The organism is Salinicoccus albus DSM 19776 (genome assembly GCF_000385175.1).
GTDB classification, from domain to species: domain Bacteria; phylum Bacillota; class Bacilli; order Staphylococcales; family Salinicoccaceae; genus Salinicoccus; species Salinicoccus albus.
The window spans coordinates 102,429-117,190 of record NZ_ARQJ01000029.1 but is presented as its reverse complement, the minus strand read 5'-3'; the positions used below and the strand labels follow the sequence as shown (position 1 = coordinate 117,190).

Annotated in this window: 17 protein-coding genes and 1 pseudogene; 16 read left to right on the top strand and 2 right to left on the bottom strand. The window is 46.4% G+C overall.

What is annotated here, in order from left to right; translation table 11 throughout:
- Positions 1-70: 70 nt before the first annotated feature.
- From G343_RS15955 to G343_RS0109110, 5 genes and pseudogenes are all read left to right on the top strand, one after another.
- A pseudogene (locus G343_RS15955) lies at positions 71-350 on the top strand (YutD family protein); the annotation flags it as partial.
- Positions 351-696: 346 nt separating this feature from the next.
- Positions 697-1,128, top strand: coding sequence for a DUF86 domain-containing protein (locus G343_RS0109125; protein WP_020007834.1), 432 nt, complete (start codon positions 697-699; stop codon positions 1,126-1,128).
- Positions 1,118-1,882 (top strand): TIGR01457 family HAD-type hydrolase, encoded by a 765-nt coding sequence (locus G343_RS0109120; RefSeq protein ID WP_020007833.1) that lies wholly within the window; start codon positions 1,118-1,120, stop codon positions 1,880-1,882. Before G343_RS0109125 ends, G343_RS0109120 begins: the two co-directional genes overlap by 11 nt.
- Complete coding sequence (locus tag G343_RS0109115; protein WP_020007832.1) at positions 1,883-2,839, top strand: 2-hydroxyacid dehydrogenase; 957 nt, start codon at positions 1,883-1,885, stop codon at positions 2,837-2,839.
- Between the two features lie 168 nt (positions 2,840-3,007).
- Positions 3,008-3,586, top strand: a complete 579-nt coding sequence (locus G343_RS0109110; protein WP_083931378.1) for a biotin transporter BioY — start codon at positions 3,008-3,010, stop codon at positions 3,584-3,586.
- A gap of 50 nt (positions 3,587-3,636) precedes the next feature.
- Here the strand turns inward: G343_RS0109110 and G343_RS0109105 are convergent, their stop codons facing one another.
- Positions 3,637-3,948, bottom strand: coding sequence for a YuzD family protein (locus tag G343_RS0109105; RefSeq protein ID WP_020007830.1), 312 nt, complete (start codon positions 3,946-3,948; stop codon positions 3,637-3,639).
- 96 nt (positions 3,949-4,044) lie between these two features.
- Between G343_RS0109105 and G343_RS0109100 the strand changes: the two genes are divergently transcribed.
- Complete coding sequence (locus G343_RS0109100; protein ID WP_020007829.1) at positions 4,045-4,287, top strand: NifU family protein; 243 nt, start codon at positions 4,045-4,047, stop codon at positions 4,285-4,287.
- Positions 4,288-4,355: 68 nt separating this feature from the next.
- Here the strand turns inward: G343_RS0109100 and G343_RS0109095 are convergent, their stop codons facing one another.
- On the bottom strand, positions 4,356-5,417 hold the full coding sequence (locus tag G343_RS0109095; RefSeq protein WP_020007828.1) for an NAD(P)/FAD-dependent oxidoreductase: 1,062 nt from the start codon (positions 5,415-5,417) through the stop codon (positions 4,356-4,358).
- A 102-nt stretch (positions 5,418-5,519) separates the two neighbouring features.
- Between G343_RS0109095 and G343_RS0109090 the strand changes: the two genes are divergently transcribed.
- From G343_RS0109090 to G343_RS0109045, 10 genes are all read left to right on the top strand, one after another.
- Positions 5,520-5,783 (top strand): YuzB family protein, encoded by a 264-nt coding sequence (locus tag G343_RS0109090; protein ID WP_020007827.1) that lies wholly within the window; start codon positions 5,520-5,522, stop codon positions 5,781-5,783.
- Positions 5,784-5,826: 43 nt separating this feature from the next.
- Positions 5,827-6,186 carry a HesB/IscA family protein gene (locus tag G343_RS0109085; protein WP_026366341.1) on the top strand — a complete coding sequence of 120 codons (360 nt, stop codon included), beginning with the start codon at positions 5,827-5,829 and terminating at the stop codon, positions 6,184-6,186.
- Between the two features lie 128 nt (positions 6,187-6,314).
- Positions 6,315-7,526, top strand: coding sequence for an NAD(P)/FAD-dependent oxidoreductase (locus G343_RS0109080; RefSeq protein WP_020007825.1), 1,212 nt, complete (start codon positions 6,315-6,317; stop codon positions 7,524-7,526).
- A 72-nt stretch (positions 7,527-7,598) separates the two neighbouring features.
- A complete protein-coding gene (locus G343_RS0109075; protein ID WP_020007824.1) occupies positions 7,599-7,916 on the top strand; it encodes a YuiB family protein in 318 nt (105 codons plus the stop codon).
- A gap of 12 nt (positions 7,917-7,928) precedes the next feature.
- Positions 7,929-9,416 carry a leucyl aminopeptidase family protein gene (locus G343_RS0109070; protein ID WP_020007823.1) on the top strand — a complete coding sequence of 496 codons (1,488 nt, stop codon included), beginning with the start codon at positions 7,929-7,931 and terminating at the stop codon, positions 9,414-9,416.
- Positions 9,409-9,795, top strand: coding sequence for a PaaI family thioesterase (locus G343_RS0109065; protein WP_020007822.1), 387 nt, complete (start codon positions 9,409-9,411; stop codon positions 9,793-9,795). Before G343_RS0109070 ends, G343_RS0109065 begins: the two co-directional genes overlap by 8 nt.
- Before the next feature lie 298 nt (positions 9,796-10,093).
- Positions 10,094-12,511 carry a Na+/H+ antiporter subunit A gene (locus tag G343_RS0109060; protein WP_020007821.1) on the top strand — a complete coding sequence of 806 codons (2,418 nt, stop codon included), beginning with the start codon at positions 10,094-10,096 and terminating at the stop codon, positions 12,509-12,511.
- Entirely contained in the window at positions 12,508-12,942 is a 435-nt protein-coding gene (locus tag G343_RS0109055) for a Na(+)/H(+) antiporter subunit B (RefSeq protein ID WP_020007820.1), read from the top strand. The genes G343_RS0109060 and G343_RS0109055 overlap by 4 nt, the downstream gene beginning before the upstream one ends.
- Positions 12,942-13,280 (top strand): Na(+)/H(+) antiporter subunit C, encoded by a 339-nt coding sequence (locus G343_RS0109050; RefSeq protein WP_020007819.1) that lies wholly within the window; start codon positions 12,942-12,944, stop codon positions 13,278-13,280. Before G343_RS0109055 ends, G343_RS0109050 begins: the two co-directional genes overlap by 1 nt.
- The gene (locus G343_RS0109045) at positions 13,273-14,757 is read left to right on the top strand and encodes a Na+/H+ antiporter subunit D (protein WP_020007818.1); all 1,485 of its coding nucleotides are present in this window, start codon (positions 13,273-13,275) and stop codon (positions 14,755-14,757) included. Before G343_RS0109050 ends, G343_RS0109045 begins: the two co-directional genes overlap by 8 nt.
- Positions 14,758-14,762 lie beyond the last annotated feature (5 nt).

The following is a 14,762-nucleotide window of genomic DNA, read 5'->3' as shown; positions in this document are numbered from 1 at the left end:
GAGCAGGTCAATGCTGCAGAAAAAGTCAAACATGCGAAAGGTGAGGAATTACTGAAGGGTGAGTAAATCTATGATTACGATAAATCATATGTATTTTGAGCTGATAGAGGACTACAGAGATGCTTTTGATGAAGAGCAGTTTGTCGATAAGTACAGTGAAGTCCTCAACAAATATGATTATGTCGTCGGAGATATCGGCTATGAAAAGCTGCGGCTGGCCGGCTTCTTCAGAGATAGTAAGACTAAGGCGGAGAGAGATAAGAAATTCAGTGCCATACAGGATTACCTGTATGAGTACTGCAATTTCGGATGTGCCTATTTTGTTGTAAGAAAATTGAGCAAGTCCGAAATCAGGGAAAAACAGGAGCAAGGTGAGCTGCCTGACCCAAAAATGGGTCAGGCAGCTGATGCGGATGAAATATCAGCGGCCTCAGACGCAAGGGACCAGGAACATCAGAGCTCCGGTGGAAAGCGGCATCAGAAAGCCGAATCAGCCTCTGGAAACAAGACACTCGCCCAGCATGAATCGGCGGGTAAAAATTAAAAAAGAGATGAAACAGCCCAAAATCCGCATGGGATTTTGGGCATTCTTCATATTCAGAACGAAGTCTGTCAAAGAGAGCTGGAACCTGCCGGTTCAGTTTAATTTAAATTATGCTATCATATAATAGGAACGATACAAAAGGAGTGTCTGCAATGTATTTTGTTGATAAAGATGATCTCATCCGCCGTCTTGACTATATTGAAGATCTGACGGCTCAGTTTGAACAGGCAGAGGGGATGGCCCTGGAACGGATCTGTCATATGCTGATCGAGTCATCTGTGGATGTCGGCAATATGATTATCGATGCCTTTATCCTGCGGGACCCGGGGAGCTATCAGGATGTCATGGATATCATGGAAAATGAAGGTGTGATTCCTGCGGAGGATAACAGGAGATTTGGAGAGACCTTCAAATGGCGTAACGAACTGACCCGCAAATATATGAATCTCGACCGTTCTGAAATGAAGAATGCTTTTAATCGAAACCTTTCTGCCTACAGAGACTATAAACAGAATGTCTATAACTTCTTTGAAAATGAGGGGCAGGCAATTACAGCATTCAAAGGAGGCCAGCATGACGTATAAAGGTTACCTGGTCGATCTTGATGGCACGATGTACAGCGGCAGTGCCCTGATTGACGGAGCGATTGATTTTATTGACCGGTTGAATAAAGCGCAGATTCCGTATGTCTTTCTGACGAACAATGCGACGAAGACGCAGGCGGAAGCGGCTCAGAAACTCATCGATATGGGGTTTGATATTAAACCCGAAACGCTTTATACATCATCGATGGCCACGGCAGCCTATCTTAAAGAAACGGATCCTGAAGGGAGAGCATACGTCATCGGCACAGATTCTCTGAAACAAACACTTGAAGATTCAGGGATAAGGGTTACAGAAACAGATGCGGATTATATCGTGATGGGGCTGGATACTGACATCACTTATGAGAAATTATCCAATGCTGCCCTTCTTATCGGCAAGGGTGCCAAACTGATTGCCACGAACCCCGATAAGAAATTCCCGACTGAAAGGGGGTTCGTACCCGGCGCCGGGGCACTGATCTCCGTGCTCACCACGACGACGGGCGCAGAACCCATTGTCATCGGCAAGCCGCAGGGGATCATATTGGATGCCGCCGTGGACACCCTCAATCTTCCAAAAGAGGAGGTGCTGCTGGTGGGTGACAATTATGATACAGATATATTGACAGGGATCAACGGGGGCGTGGATACTTTACATGTAAACACCGGTGTGAGCTCACGGGAAGTCGTTGAAGCTAAGGAAAAGCAGCCAACATATATGATAAACAACCTAACAGAATGGAGTGTCGATTAATTGAAAAAGGTCGTTATAACCCGCAATATTAATCCGGATATGCTGCAGAAACTGCGAAAGGATTTTGAAGTCATTGTCTGGGAAGCGGATGAACAGCCGATGCCGCGCGAGAAATTTCTGGCAGAGACCCGGGATGCTCATGCAGTATTAACGATGCTGAGTGATAAAGTGGATGAGGAAATGCTTCAGAATGCACCGGAGTTGAAAGTGGTTGCAAATCTGGCTGTCGGCTTTGACAATATTGATCTGGCAGCAGCGGAACGTCGTGAGGTTGTAATCGCAAACACACCTGATGTGTTGACGGAAACAACAGCAGAACTCGCCTTCACTTTAATGCTGACATCCGCACGCAGAGTCCTTGAAGCCAATCAGGAACTCATGGACGGCGAGTGGTCCGGCTGGAGTCCGTATCATATGGCGGGTACAGATGTGTTCGGCAAAACCATCGGCATCTTCGGCATGGGATCCATCGGTGTCTCATTTGCAAGACGGTTGAAAGGGTTCAACTGCAATGTGCTTTATCACAACAGAAGTGAATCAGAAGAGGCCAGAGCACTCGGCGCTAAACTCACAAGTTTCGAATCCATGCTGGAAAGATCCGATTTTGTCTTATGTTCAGCCCCCCTGACGAATCAGACCAAGCATACATTTGATAAAAAAGCGTTCTCCCTCATGAAAAACTCCGCACATTTTATCAATATTGGACGCGGTGCCCATGTTGTAGAAGCGGACCTGGCCGAAGCGGTAAAATCAGGAGAAATCGGCGGTGCAGCACTGGACGTCTATGAGAACGAACCCATCGGGGCCGATCACCCATTCGTCGGACTGAATAACATGACACTGCTGCCGCATATCGGCAGCGCCTCCGTTGCTACCCGCAATAACATGATGAATCTGTGTGTGAACAATATCATGGAAGTGTTGAATGGCGGCCAGGCCATCACTCCGGTCCAATAATTTTTAATACGATTGATTTAGAGGCAGCCCCGGCACTGAGTCCGGGGTTTTCTTTTGCTGAAACTAAAGTGGTGCGCATGGCGATGACCGTAATATTATGGGGCGAAGGACATTTCTCATACAAATTGTTAACCGGAATAAATTAATGGTTAACAATGACCCGTGACAATGCTACTATGTATATATCAATACATAAGGAGACCTGATATGAAAACAAAGCATCTTATATATGCTGCATTGTTTGCTGCATTAATAGCGATAGGTGCGCAGATCAGAATACCGGTCGGGCCGGTGCCGGTGACCTTCCAGCTGCCGATGGCATTGCTGACCGGTTTTCTTCTGGGACCCAGACTCGGGGTGCTGAGCACTTTTGTGTATATGTGTATCGGATTGGCCGGTGTGCCTGTTTTTGCAGGAAGCGGGGGGATTGGCGCTCTGGTTTCGCCGACGTTCGGATTTATACTCGGGCTGATGCCCGCAGCGTTCTTTGCAGGGCTCGTCACCGGGGAGGATAAGAATTTCATCGCTGCCGCGGCAGCGGGAATCATTGGATTACTGGTGTCTTTTACCCTCGGGTGTTTGTACTTCATGCTGATTTTCAACGTTGTTCTCGGTACTCCGACGGGGATTGCAGAGGCGCTTCGGATTGCGGTGCTGCCGTTCATCATTAAAGATGCGATTATTGCTGTGCTGACCGCCGCATTTGCCCGCAAACTCCAGGCCCGCGGATTCAGGCCGGCGGTATAACGGCCTATAAAAATCCCCCTGTGACTGACACGGGGGATTGAATCAATGATTTAAGCGCCTTTTTCTTCGAACCATCTTTTGATCGGTTTCAGCTGTACGTGTCCATCCTGCACAATCTCATCATTGATGGCGACCAATGGGTAGAAGAGTTCATCATCATCAATGCGTTCTATGATATCCTGATCATAATCAGTAAGATTTTCTTCACGGTCCATATCTATATAATTGTAGTTGATATCACGTTCCGGGTATTTCCGGTCAAGGATAGCCTGCAGCCATTCATATGTCTCTTTTGACCCGGGCGCGTTCACACAGCTGGCGCATAATACATCACGTCCATAGACGTTGACGACATATTTCATACAAACATACTCCTTTCAGACGATGGATTTTTTCTTCTATATCTATTATAATATAAATAGACAAAAAAGAGTACGAATTAATAGGGAGTGAATTTTATGACGACAAGCCAGGAAACAATGTACGAACAAGTTGATGAGGTACTTGATAAATTGCGCCCATTCCTATTGAGAGATGGCGGGGACTGTGAGCTCGTAGATGTAGAGGATGGTGTTGTCAACCTCCGTCTGCTTGGCGCCTGCGGCACCTGCCCAAGTTCAACGATCACACTGAAGGCGGGCATAGAGCGTGCGTTACTTGAAGAGGTTCCAGGGTTCGTAGAAATTGAACAGGTGTTTTAAGCGATATAGGACAAAACATACAAGCAGCCCCTGACAGTGATGACTGGACAGGGGCTGTCTTACTTACATCAATTATTGCCAAGTTTGTACATCCAGAGGACGCCGCTTTTCAGCATGCGGGCGATGCGCCCTGTGACGGTGCGTTCTTTTAAGTAGGCAAAGCCTTCTTTTGAACCGAGGGAACCCAGGATGCCCTGCATTTTAATATCAGGCATTTCACCGGGCAGTTCCCTGCCTGCAACGATGTCCGACATCACTTCAGCAATCTGTTCCGCCTGACCTTCTGCAACCTGTGCGGAGGGTGCATGCTGCAGTGCTGCGCAGTCGCCGACAACATAGACGTTTTGATACCCCGGCACCTGATGGTACTGATTGAGTACCACGCGGCCGCCCGGGCCAAATTCCACAGGCATGCGGCGCACAACTTCGGCCGGCTGTACTCCGGCTGTCCAAATGCATATATCGAGTGCATGGGACTCGTTGTTGTTATAGACATGGTCGGATTCCACTTTGACGATATTTGAATTTGGAATGACATCGACGTTATTTTCGTCAAACCATCTTTTCACGTAATCGCTCAGACGGACAGGATACATCGGGAGGATCCGTTCCCCGCGGTCAAAGAGTTTGATATATAAATCATTTCTGGCTTCGCGGAGTTCACTGGCAATTTCAATGCCGCTCAGTCCGGCACCGACAATGCCGACAGTATCATTTGGTGTCAAATCACCGATGGCTTCGAATGTTGCCCGTGACTCTCTCAGCGTCTGGATACTGCAGGTGTGCGCTTTGGCACCGGGCACGCCGTGGTGCTTGTCCTCGCATCCCAGTCCGACGACGAGTTTGTCATATTCGAGGGCGTTATTTTCAGTAATGACTCTGCCGTTGTCGATATCAATTTCTGTGACCGTGTCATAAATGATATCCACCTGTGTATCTTCCGGAAAACCCATGCGCACTTTCTTTTCGCTTTTGGTGCCGGCAGCAAGTGCATAATACTCAGTTTTCAGCCCGTGATATGGATTTTTATCGACGAGCGTAATCTTATAGTCGGAGGGCAGCTTCGGAAGCATTCTCTGTATAAAACGCATGTTCCCATAGCCGCCGCCAAGACAAACAATATTCTTCATGTTAGTACCGCCTTGTTTTATAATACTCTAATGTACATTATAATAGTTAACACGATAAACTACAATGGAAGCCCGTAAGAATGATGACCGGAGGTGACTGTAATGTTCACTTTAATAGAATTTTGTTCCTCTAATATGCTGAAAGGCACAGAGGATTTATATAATACGCTGGATGCAGATCCGGAAATCGATGTCCTGGACTATGGTTGTCTTTACAACTGTGGGCTCTGCAGCAAAGCATACTACGTTCTGGTAGATGGTAAAATCGTCAGCGCGACGACACCGGATAAACTGCTTGAGAAAATCTATCAGAGAATAGACAAAAATAAGCAGGAAGAAGAAGCATTGTTCGAAGATTTGAAGTAAGGGATGAAAATGATATAATAGGTATAAATGGAGGAGTGATATGATGTCCAGTGTTACATTAACAGAAGGCGCTGCATACGAAGTGAAAGATATGTTGCAAAAGAACGATCTGCCGGACGGATTCCTCAGATTCAAAGTACAGGGCGGCGGGTGCTCAGGTTTGACATACGGCATGGCTGCTGAAGTAGAAAAACAGGATCGTGACGAGGAATACGAATTTCACGGTGTTAAGGTTCTTGTAGATAAAAATGACCTTCCGGTGGTTGACGGCACAGTGATTGATTTCAAAGAATCATTGATGGGCGGCGGCTTTACCATTGATAATCCAAATGCCTCACTGGCGTGCGGCTGCGGATCGTCCTTCCGTACAAAAGAAGTCTCCGGAAAGCCTGAAGATTGTTAAAAAAGCTTGAATAGCTTGAAATTTGTGAAGAAAATCGCTAATATTAAAAGTGTTATATTAGCGATTTTTTATTTTATCTGTTTACATTAAAAAAACTATAAATTTTTGGAGAGAAAAGGTGACAGTAAATGAGTTTTGAGAGACAGAAAATTCTCGTGCTGGGTGGCGGATATGCCGGTCTTCAGACAATCTCAAATTTGCAGAAGAAATTGTCATTCCAGGATGCGGATATCACACTCATCAACAGGGATGAATATCATTATGAATCAACCTGGCTTCACGAAACAGCTGCAGGGACAATCGATTGGGAACGCGGCACTTATCCGATCAACAAAGTCGTGGATACACAGAAGGTCAAGTTTGTTCCGGCAGCTGTGACCGCGATCCACAAGGATGAGCAGCGGGTGGAGACCAATCAGGGAGACTTCGAATATGATATTCTTGTCGTAGCCTTAGGGTTTGAAAGTGAATCGTTCGGTATTGACGGCATGGATGAGCATGCACATACAATTGTTGATCCGGAGACAGCGATTGCGGCGCGTCAGGAAATTGAAAAGAACTTTGCGAACTACAGAAGTTCAGGTGATGAAAAAGACCTTTCAATTCTTGTCGGCGGGGGCGGATTTACGGGTGTCGAGTTCCTTGGGGAACTGACTGTGAGTATTCCTGAGCTGTGTGAGAGATATGCAATCGATAAGAATAAAGTGAAGATTACATGCGTAGAAGCTATGCCGAATATGCTGCCGATGTTCCCTGAAAATCTTGTCGACTATGCAGTGAACTATCTGGAAGACCGCGGGGTTGAATTCAAAGTCGGCACACCGATTATCTCAGCGAATGAAGATGGATTTGTGGTTAAAGCTGATGATGAAGAACAGCAGATTGAAGCGAACAATGTGATCTGGACTGCGGGTGTGCGCGGCAACAGCCTGATGGAAGCATCGTTCGACGGTGTTAAACGCGGACGCATTGTGGTCACCCCTGATCTGACAATTGAAGGCTATGACAATATTTATGCGATCGGCGACGTGGCCGCTGTGATGAACGGCGAAGGTGAGGACGCCCGTCCGTATCCGACAACGGCACAAATTGCAATGCAGCTGGGTCAGCATACAGCGAAAAATATTGCCCTGACCTTAAATAAGGAGAGACGGGTCCCATTTGAATATGATGACAAAGGAACCGTATGCTCCCTGGGGCCAAATGATGGCATCGGACTTGTATTTGGACGTGAAATTAAAGGCAGGAAAGCAGCCTTTATGAAGCGCGTCATCGATTCCAGGGCTATCCTTCAAGTCGGCGGGCCGATGCTTGCATACTCCAAAGGCAAACTATTATAATTTAATTGATCAGTCTGGCATGGGCATTCTTTCAATGCCCGTGCCATTTTTTAATGTGGAGGTTATTTATCAATGTCGATCATCCAATTGCTGCTGTCCATGCTGCTCTTCTTTGTTCTGTTTTACGGCATCAGTTTTATACTTAATATGATATTGAAAACGACATGGCTGATGGTTCTGGTCTATCCGGTGATCGTGGTGCTGATCGTGGACGGAATCTCAAGCGCAGAATACTTTACAAATACATCCGAGGCATTTTCGACACTCGGAAATAATCTGACTAACCTGTATCTGGCTGACATCATTATGCTTGGCGGCGGACTCGTCGGTATTATTCTTGCAGGTATGACGATCCGCTACTTAAGGAATGCAGGCTACCAGATGTTCTAGGAGGTAGGAATTTTGAATATTAGCTATCGTGATAAATACGCAGCGACAGATGAAGCGATCGTTATCGGTCTGCCTTCCAATTTAAACGAAATGAAGAACCGCGATGAAGTGGATTCTCTGTTAAATGGCATGCTTGCAGACAGTATAAAAGAGGAAGTGCTCTCTTCAGAAATGGGTGATATCACCACAACCGGCGTGACGATACAAAGAGATTACCGCAAAGTGATTGCGGTGGGTCTGGGAGATACAAATATACTTGAGCAGACAGATTTACAGCACATATTCGGTAAATTATTCCAATTTTTAAAAGAAACGGATACACAGCGTGTGCAGGTTTTATTCGAGACATTCAAGTATGCCCCGATAAGACCTGCAGAAGCATTCGGGCTGATGTCTGTCATCAGTGTCCATGAGTTCGAATCGTATAAAACGGACAGAAAATCGCTGTTCACCAACGAAGCGGCCGTCACAGTGACCGGTGCCAAAGACGCAGAAGCGGAAATTGAACGCTATCAGAAGCTGGGCAGAAGTATTGCCATGGCGCGCGATTTCAGTGAAACCCCGCCGAATATAATGACACCGCAACATATGGCCGATAAAATTGCAGCGATATTCACAGACAACGAATATGTTTCCGGTGAAGTGAAAGATGACGAGACATTGGAAGCGGAAGGCTATGGCCTGATTACTGCAGCAGGGAAAGCATCACAAGCAAAGCCGCGGCTTGTCACCATAAAATATGCCCACCCGGATGCTGCACACTGCAAACCGATTGCACTGGTCGGTAAGGGCATCACTTACGATACCGGCGGATATTCCATTAAAACGAAAACAGGAATGCCCGGGATGAAATATGATATGAGCGGTGCGGCAAACGTTATTGGCATGCTCAATGCAATATGTGAAATGGAACTGCCGGTGCACGTCGTTGCGGTGGTTGCACTGGCGGAGAATATGGTGGACGGTAACGGTATGCGCCCGGATGATGTCTATACATCCTACAGCAGACAGACGGTTGAAGTGAAGAACACGGACGCGGAAGGCCGGCTGGTACTCGGGGATGCTGTATTCCATGCCTCCCAGTATTCGCCAAGTCTGATCATGGATTTTGCGACATTGACCGGGGCTGTAGTCGCAGCCCTCGGCACAGAACGCACAGGCGTATTTACGAATAAATCGCCGGATTTCCTGGATGATATCCTCAGACTGAGCAGAGAGACAGGGGAAACGATGTGGCCTCTGCCGATTACAGAGATCGAGGAAGCGAATGTCAGGTCTTCAGAAGTCGCTGACATTGTCAATCATGTGGAAAAGCCCGGCCGGGCCTCGTTTGCGGCAGGATTCATCAAACAGTTCACTAATGGCACGCCGTGGATCCATTTTGATATTGCAGGTACTGGAACAAAAACAAAACAGACGCCGTACGGCCCCCAAGGGGCGACGGGTGTTATGATTCATACCATCGTCAAATATATGGAAGGAGACCGTGTTCATGAGTAATTTCAAAGGATTGATCGATCTTCTCGACATCGAGATTGTCAGGGAAGAAAAAGGAATTATGGTCATGCAGATGCCTGTGTCGGAAAAAGTGCTGCAGACTCACGGGTACCTTCATGGCGGTGCGAATGTCGTCCTGGCAGAAACTGCAGCGAGCATTGGGGCATCCAGACTGATCGAAGATGATGAGATCACATTCGGCATGGAGATCAACGCCAACCATGTGAAAACAAAGCGTGACGGCATGCTTACTGCCAAAGCTGAATGCCGGCATCCCGGCGGCAGTACCCAGATCTGGGAGATTGAAATCACAGATGAGAAAGAAGCATTGGTATGTCTTTCAAGATGCACCATGGCGGTAAAGAAAAACAGACAGGAATGAATGTAATCCTTTTCGCTTTCAGTTGACACCGATGGGTAATTCCTTTAAAATATCTCTTGTCCAGACTTTTCAGAAGTTTTGAACGATATGATATTTATGAAAGTTTGAGTTTTTCATCTGATAAAAAAAATAAATCATTACCTGGAGGAGCCTGTCACAAAAGGGGCATACGTATGCCTGTTTGGACAGGTTTATTTTTATTTGATAGAAAAGTCTATGTTATAGTTAAATGTGTTAAATTATTTGAAAAATAAGTTGAAAATTTTGTCATTTGTCATTTATCGGAGGAGGAAATCACTTGTCTGCGTTGCACTTTGCTACACTTACGCCTTTTTTGCTTGCCATCTTGATACCGTTTCTATTCAAATATATAAAACGTATACATACCGGATGGTTTGTGCTTTTTATACCATTGATTTTGTTTATATATTTCCTGACTTTCATACCGGTGACTGCTGCAGGCGAAACGCTGATGAGTTCGATGGCCTGGGTGCCGTCACTCGGCATAAATTTTGATTTGTATATCGATGGACTGAGTCTGTTATTCGCGCTCCTCATTACCGGCATCGGCACGTTGATCATACTGTACTCAGTCTATTATCTGGATAAACGCACCGAAAAACTCAATAATTTCTATGTCTATATGCTGCTCTTCATGGGGGCGATGCTCGGTGTCGTCCTATCAGACAACCTCATTGTACTCTATGTATTCTGGGAGATGACCAGCATTTCCTCGTCGCTTTTGATCAGCTACTGGTACTATCGGGATAAGTCCATTTACGGTGCCCAGAAGTCCATGTATATCACAGTGTTCGGCGGACTCTCCATGCTTGCGGGTTTCTCCCTGATCTACATAATGGCAGGGACTTTCAGCATCCAGGGCATCGTAGCAAATTTGGAGCCGGTGGTTAACAGCCCATTATTGCTGCCAGCCATGATTCTGGTACTGCTCGGCGCATTTACTAAATCTGCGCAGTTCCCGTTCCATATCTGGCTGCCGGATGCGATGGAAGCACCGACGCCGGTCAGTGCGTATCTGCATTCTGCAACGATGGTTAAAGCAGGTATCTATCTGGTCGCACGGATGACCCCGGTGTTCGGCGGCAATGCAGAGTGGTTCTGGATTGTGACGGCTGCCGGACTGACCACCATGATATGGGGGGCAGTGTCAGCGGTCAGACAGAAAGATCTTAAGGCTATTCTGGCATTTTCCACGGTTTCCCAGCTGGGTATGATCATGAGTCTGCTCGGTGCCGGTTCTGCCGCCTATTATTTCGGAGATGGTGATAATGCGCTTTACGTTACTGCAATCATCGCGGCAGTTTTCCATCTGATTAACCATGCGACCTTTAAAGGGGCGCTGTTTATGGCAGCAGGTATCATCGATCATGAAACAGGGACGCGGGATATCCGTAATCTCGGCGGTCTGTTGACAATTATGCCGATTACCGCAACGCTTTCGTTTATCGGTCTGGCTTCCATGGCGGGCCTGCCGCCGCTCAACGGCTTTTTAAGTAAGGAAATGTTTTTCAATGCGATGACATATATTACGGAATACGGCATATTCGGCATTGAGACATGGACGGTGATATTGCCGGTTGTTGCGTGGATTGCAAGTATCTTTACTTTTCTTTATTGTGCGATTATTTTCTTCCGGACATTCACCGGCAAATTCCGGCCTGAAAAACTGGAAACCCGACATGTGCATGAAGCGCCGATTGGGATGCTGGTGAGTCCTGCCATCCTGATTCTGCTCGTTGTGGTTATCGGCCTGTTCCCGAATATTCTTGCATACTCATTGATTGAACCCGCAATGCGCGGAATACTGCCCGGTATGATCGGTGCGGGTGAATTCTTCGAAGTGGATATCTATCACTGGCACGGCTTCAATATCGAGTTGATGATGACCATCGGTGTTGTATTATTTGGGTCACTCCTCTATATGACAATGCAAAAATGGTCTAAGCTGCCTTTCTATCACAGGGAAAATGATGTTTTCAACACGGTCTACGACACCGGTTATGAAGGGCTGATCAAAGGTTCACAGTTCCTGACACGCATTCAGATGACCGGCAGGTTAAGAGATTATCTGATGTATATCTGTGCCTTTGCCATCCTGTTGTTCATATACACGATGCTCCGTTTCGATGCATTTGTCATTAGCACAGAAAACCTTTCTGGTATCGATCCTTACATGTGGGGGCTCATGTTATTATTAGTTGCTTCAGTGATTGCGGTGCCATTTATCAATAACAGGATTACAGCAATCATCGTTACCGGTTTTGCGGGATTCCTTGTGGCACTCATGTTTACTGTTTTCCGTGCACCTGACCTGGCTTTGACCCAGCTGTTGATCGAGACGGTCTCAGTTATAATGCTCGTCCTTGCATTTAAACATCTGCCGAAGCTATGGAAAGAAAAGACTCGTCCGATGATAAAAGCACCGCGGCTGATCATTTCAATCGGTGTCGGGGTGATGGTTACACTGGGATCGATCAGTGCATTTACTCTGGGCGGACAGGCAGGCTATACGGGCATCTCGGAATTTTTCACAGAAAATGCAAAATCACTGGCCGGCGGATATAATATCGTCAATGTCATTCTGGTTGATTTCCGTGGTCTGGATACATTAATGGAAGTTCTGGTGCTCGGTCTCGCTGCCATCGGTGTCGTGTCGATGATCAAACTGAGATTCAAAGGGAGTGAGGATGTATGAAGCCCATCAGGCCAAATGATATGATGCTTCAGGTAACGATCCGTATCGTGGCGATCATTATATTCGCCTTTTCATTCTATCTGCTGCTCGCCGGGCATAACAGCCCCGGCGGCGGGTTTATCGGAGGGCTGATGACGGCAAGTGCGATTCTGGTACTGTACCTTGCTTTCGATGTGAAAAGTATTTCAAAAGCACTGCCCATCAATTTTGAAATGGTGATCGGTCTCGGACTGCTCCTGGCTCTGGGGACAGGCATTGTATCGATGATTCTCGGTTTTCCTTTTCTGACACAGTTTTTTGATTATTTTCAGTTCCCGGTCTACGGTGAGGTTGAGCTCACGACGGCATTACCATTTGATATAGGTATATATATGGTTGTTGTGGGCGCTGTAATGGCGATAATATTAAGGATTGAGGAGGACGACATATAATGGAAATAGCAATGTCGATTGTCATAGGCATCGTATTCAGCGTGGCTGTATATATGCTTTTGTCAAGGAATATTATCCGTGTCGTTCTGGGCACATTGATACTGTCCCATGGCAACCATCTGCTGCTGATCACGATGTCGGGACTGCAGCGCGGCGCACCGCCGCTTTTAAACTTTAATGAAGAAAGCTATACAGATCCGCTGCCGCAGGCGCTGGTTTTGACAGCGATTGTGATTGCTTTTGGAGTAACGGCATTCTTGATCGTGTTGGTCTATAGAATGTATAAAGAACATGAGTTAGATGACTTAGAAGATTTGAGGGGCAGTATAGATGAGTAACTTGATTTTCATGCCAATAATCGTTCCATTTTTTATCGGCGCGCTATTGATGCTGTTTGCTAAAAGACACAGACTTCAGCGGATTATAAGCGGCGCTGCGTCTATTGTGGTATTGGCCATTTCAATATATCTGGCAGCGGCAGCTTTTCAGAATGGCGTGATTACTGCAGAAGCCGGTGATTGGGCTGCACCTTTCGGCATTGTGCTGGTGGCGGATAGTTTTGCCACGTTAATGGTATTGCTGAGCAGTATCCTCAGTGTGGCCTGTCTGTTCTTTGCATTTACAACCATTTCACCCGAAAGGGAAAAATCTTATTTCTATCCGTTCTACCTTTTCCTTATGGTGGGCGTGAACGGCGCTTTCTTAACTGGCGACATCTTCAACCTGTTTGTATTTTTCGAAGTGCTGCTGCTTGCTTCATATGGATTGATTGTCCATGGCGGTACGAAATACCAGCTTAGAGAATCATTCAAATATATCGTTATAAATGTGTTTTCATCTGCTTTATTCATAGTGGCGATTGCCTGGATATATTCTGTGACTGGAACGCTGAATATGGCACAGATATCAGAGCGTGTGGCAGCGATGGACCAGACGGGTGCCATTAATATTATCGCTGTCATGTTCTTTATCGTTTTTGCATTGAAAGGCGGACTGTTCCCTCTATACTTCTGGCTGCCAAACTCCTATTGGGGACCGCCGGCAGCAATCGCAGCACTTTTTGGCGGTCTGCTGACCAAGGTGGGAATCTATGCAATCATCCGTATGTTCACACTGATCTTTTATCATGAGCCTTTATTCACCCACAAAGGTCTGATTACGGTCATCGCCGGACTTACAATGCTTTTCGGGGTACTTGGTGCTGTATCCCAATTTGATTTTAAACGCATATTGTCGTATCACATCATTTCCCAGGTCGGCTACATGGTCATGGGTCTCGGTATATTCACGCCGCTGGCTGTTGCCGGTGCAATATTCTACATCGCCCATCACATGGTTGTAAAAACCGGGTTATTCCTGTTTGCGGGGGCTGCCGAAAAAATCACAGGTACGAGCGACATCAAGCAAATGGGCGGATTGTTTAAGACGCATCCGGCACTTGCATGGATGTTTTTCATCACTGCAATATCGCTTGCCGGTATTCCGCCGCTCAGTGGTTTTTTCAGTAAATTCCCGATCATCCTTTCAGGTTTCCAGGAAGGTCAGCATATAATATCAGCCGTTGCGCTGCTGGTCGGACTCTTAACACTCATATCTATGATGAAGATATTCGGCTACGCATTCTGGGGCGAGCAGAAACATGGTGAAGCGGCGGCGAAATTGTCCATCGGTAAAATGCTGCTGCCAGCTGCACCGCTTGTAGTTTTAACGATTGTAATGGGTATTGTCGCTGAACCTGTATTCAATTATTCATTACAGATCGCTGAACAAATAATGGATCCATCAATTTACATTGAATCTGTGCTTAAGGAGTAGTTGTT

Excerpts from the sequence above, each read along its gene's own strand:
- G343_RS0109055 (WP_020007820.1), top strand. The coding sequence starts at position 12,508 with ATGAAGCCCATCAGGCCAAATGATATGATGCTTCAGGTAACGATCCGT.
- G343_RS0109045 (WP_020007818.1), top strand. The coding sequence starts at position 13,273 with ATGAGTAACTTGATTTTCATGCCAATAATCGTTCCATTTTTTATCGGC.
- G343_RS0109085 (WP_026366341.1), top strand. The coding sequence starts at position 5,827 with ATGTCCAGTGTTACATTAACAGAAGGCGCTGCATACGAAGTGAAAGAT.
- G343_RS0109065 (WP_020007822.1), top strand. The coding sequence starts at position 9,409 with ATGAGTAATTTCAAAGGATTGATCGATCTTCTCGACATCGAGATTGTC.
- G343_RS0109110 (WP_083931378.1), top strand. The coding sequence starts at position 3,008 with ATGCTACTATGTATATATCAATACATAAGGAGACCTGATATGAAAACA.
- G343_RS0109090 (WP_020007827.1), top strand. The coding sequence starts at position 5,520 with ATGTTCACTTTAATAGAATTTTGTTCCTCTAATATGCTGAAAGGCACA.
- G343_RS0109100 (WP_020007829.1), top strand. The coding sequence starts at position 4,045 with ATGACGACAAGCCAGGAAACAATGTACGAACAAGTTGATGAGGTACTT.
- G343_RS0109050 (WP_020007819.1), top strand. The coding sequence starts at position 12,942 with ATGGAAATAGCAATGTCGATTGTCATAGGCATCGTATTCAGCGTGGCT.
- G343_RS0109125 (WP_020007834.1), top strand. The coding sequence starts at position 697 with ATGTATTTTGTTGATAAAGATGATCTCATCCGCCGTCTTGACTATATT.
- G343_RS0109080 (WP_020007825.1), top strand. The coding sequence starts at position 6,315 with ATGAGTTTTGAGAGACAGAAAATTCTCGTGCTGGGTGGCGGATATGCC.
- G343_RS0109075 (WP_020007824.1), top strand. The coding sequence starts at position 7,599 with ATGTCGATCATCCAATTGCTGCTGTCCATGCTGCTCTTCTTTGTTCTG.
- G343_RS0109095 (WP_020007828.1), bottom strand. The coding sequence starts at position 5,417 with ATGAAGAATATTGTTTGTCTTGGCGGCGGCTATGGGAACATGCGTTTT.
- G343_RS0109120 (WP_020007833.1), top strand. The coding sequence starts at position 1,118 with ATGACGTATAAAGGTTACCTGGTCGATCTTGATGGCACGATGTACAGC.
- G343_RS0109105 (WP_020007830.1), bottom strand. The coding sequence starts at position 3,948 with ATGAAATATGTCGTCAACGTCTATGGACGTGATGTATTATGCGCCAGC.